The sequence below is a fragment of the uncultured Duncaniella sp. genome, from assembly GCF_910578445.1.
GTDB lineage: Bacteria > Bacteroidota > Bacteroidia > Bacteroidales > Muribaculaceae > Duncaniella.
On sequence record NZ_CAJTQC010000002.1, the window covers coordinates 153,765 to 156,426 of the forward strand.

The window sequence follows — 2,662 nt, forward strand, 5'->3', positions numbered from 1 at the left end:
GTTGAGTGTCATAAGGCTATTGAATTCATGATTATTAAACACCTTGATTTAGTTTTATTGTGCGATAAATTAATGTTACGAGTGCTAAATCAGGAGTGTTAATTAGGTTTACCGATAAATTCATTTGGGAAATTAATGAATAAGGTTTATGCGCTTCCGTCTACTCCCAGTCCAGTTCAATGGGATTATAGAATAGCCGGGTATTCTTCTTTATGGCGGGAGTACCGTCTAATGCGGTCGGCATGTTGGGGGTGTTGCCGATGAAGCTGCCTGCATCCCATTTATAATCACGCATCATTTTGTTGAACTTCTGCCGGTCGGTGGTTATGATGAAGGAATGAATGAAGTTTCCAAACTCACGGCTGCTCTTACGAAGCTGCAAAGCCTCGAATACATGTTCTTTCCTGTCGTCCTCGACCTTGAGAATCAACCCCGGGAGACAACCGAATTTCCACGGTCCGTTGTCTATCGGAATCTCTTCGGTGTACCATGCAGTCCAGTTTCGTCCGCGAAATGTAGTTGTCGCTTTCTTGCATTCATGACCGCATATTTCGTCTGTTCCTGCAACCAAATTCCATTCTATTTGTGGTATAGGTTCTTCATAGTAATACCAGTCCATGAATATGCTTTCATAGTTTTTGAATTTATTTTCGCTTAAATTTTTTATTTGTTCTGTCAGTTTTGTTGTTTCAAACTTATTGGCCACAGCATAATATTCACCTCTTGTTGGTTTTCCATTATAATCCGCATTAATTATCGAATCGCATTGATATGTCGGATATAAGCCGTATTTACTTCCATTTTTACCGATTTCCAATATCCAATCAGTGCATTGAGTACTTTTTTTAATTGGATCATAGGTGGCGTGCTCATAAACACACTCCATTATGCTTGTATCAAAATTGTTGTATTCACCAAGTCGAGCAGGCTGCGAGTCGCTGTCTGTAGGTAAACTCTGGGCTTCAATACTGCCTGCTGCACTAAGGATAAGCAGCATGATTGATGTGATGTTGACTATGAGTTTCATGGTTCGTGGGAATGATTGTTATGTATGAAATGTCGGTTCGTTTATAAATGTATAATCATAATTGGTGAAATGATTATATCGCTCGTTTGCAAATATAAATAGTTTATTTCATAATAACAAATATTCCCAACGAATTTGGCATAGTTGTTCCATAATTCTTATTTGCGTTGGATTCCTCGTTGCTTTAATGACTTAATATTAAGTTATTAGAAGTCTCAGATGGCCTTTTAGCAGCCATCAGTCTATTTCCACAGGATTGTAGAAAAGGCGACGCTTTGGTGGAACTGCTGGCGAGCCGTCTGCCTTGGTTGGTGCGACCGATGGATTTGCTAAAAAGAAGGAGCTGACATCGGACCTGAAATCATGCATCATCTTGTTGAATGTTTTTCTGTCAGTGGGAATACGGAATGATTTTAATTTATAACCGAAGTCTTTGTCGCTTTTTCTGATGGCAATCGCCTCTATGATATGTTCCTTTTGGTCATCCTCCACTTTCAGTATGAGTCCGGGAAGCCCCCCGAATTTTAAAGGCCCGTTGTTTATCTTAATCTCCTCGGCATACCATACGTTCCATTTACGTCCCCGGAAGTCGGTAGTTGCTTTCTGGCATGTGTAACCACAAATTTCATTGGTCTCGTCTGTGATTTTCCAGTCGAATTCAGGAATATCTTCCGTGTAGACATAGTAGTCTATGAAAATGCCCTCATAGTGATTTAGTTTGTTTTCACTGAGAATCTTGAGTGTTTCGGTTTGGGAGCATGGCCGTAGTTTTTCATAAACCTTCCTGTACTCGTTGACCGTAGGTTGCATATTGTAATCGGTCGCAAAAATCGAATCGCGTCTGTAGGAATTGTATGAACCGTATCTGCTCGCTTTACGTCCGATTTCAAGAATCCAATCGTTGATTTCCGTTTCATCAGAAATTGGGTCGTAGATACAATGCTCGTAGATGCATTCTATGAAACTCCTGTCGACAGTCTGGACATTGCCAAGCCTTGCAAGCTGCGAGTCGCTGTCTGTAGGTAAACTCTGGGCTTCAATACTGCCTGCTGCACTAAGGATAAGCAGCATGATTGATGTGATGTTGACTATGAGTTTCATGGTTCGTGGGAATGATTGTTATGTATGAAATGTCGGTTCGTTTATAAATGTATAATCATAATTGGTGAAATGATTATATCGCTCGTTTGCAAATATAAATAGTTTATTTCATAATAACAAATATCCCCAACGAATTTAGTATGATTGTCCCATGATTCTTGACAGACACTAAAATTTCACAGTACAGCCGGATTACTCCAGCTCAAGAGGATTGAAAAACAGTCGCTTATTGCCGATAGCGGGTGAACCGTCAGCTTTTGTAGGCATATTTGGCGAACCTGATAGGAAAGAGCCTGCGTTTGTCCTGAATTCCTTATACATCTCGTTGTATTTTTCTCTGTCGGTTTTTATAAGGAATGACCGGATGAAATAAGATAAGTCGGCATCATGCTTTCTCACCTGTAAAGCCTCCATAATATGCTCCTTTTTATCATCCTCTACTTTAAGAATCAATCCGGGTAAGCCACCGAATTTCCAAGGCCCGTCTGTAATCGGTATCTCTTCGGTGTACCATGCAGTCCAGTTGCGTCCCCT

General features: G+C 40.5%; 3 protein-coding genes. All 3 read right to left on the reverse strand.

From position 1 onward, the window contains the following. Nucleotides 1-160: 160 nt before the first annotated feature. Entirely contained in the window at nucleotides 161-1,027 is an 867-nt protein-coding gene (locus QZ311_RS01900; protein ID WP_366141266.1) for a GLPGLI family protein, read from the reverse strand. A 237-nt stretch (nucleotides 1,028-1,264) separates the two neighbouring features. Then, nucleotides 1,265-2,128, reverse strand: a complete 864-nt coding sequence (locus QZ311_RS01905) for a GLPGLI family protein (RefSeq protein WP_297063295.1) — start codon at nucleotides 2,126-2,128, stop codon at nucleotides 1,265-1,267. A 192-nt stretch (nucleotides 2,129-2,320) separates the two neighbouring features. Continuing rightward, nucleotides 2,321-2,662, reverse strand: a 342-nt coding sequence (locus tag QZ311_RS01910) for a GLPGLI family protein (RefSeq protein ID WP_297063297.1), incomplete at its 5' end; no start/stop codon positions are given.

Excerpts from the sequence above, each read along its gene's own strand:
- QZ311_RS01900 (WP_366141266.1), bottom strand. The coding sequence starts at position 1,027 with ATGAAACTCATAGTCAACATCACATCAATCATGCTGCTTATCCTTAGT.
- QZ311_RS01905 (WP_297063295.1), bottom strand. The coding sequence starts at position 2,128 with ATGAAACTCATAGTCAACATCACATCAATCATGCTGCTTATCCTTAGT.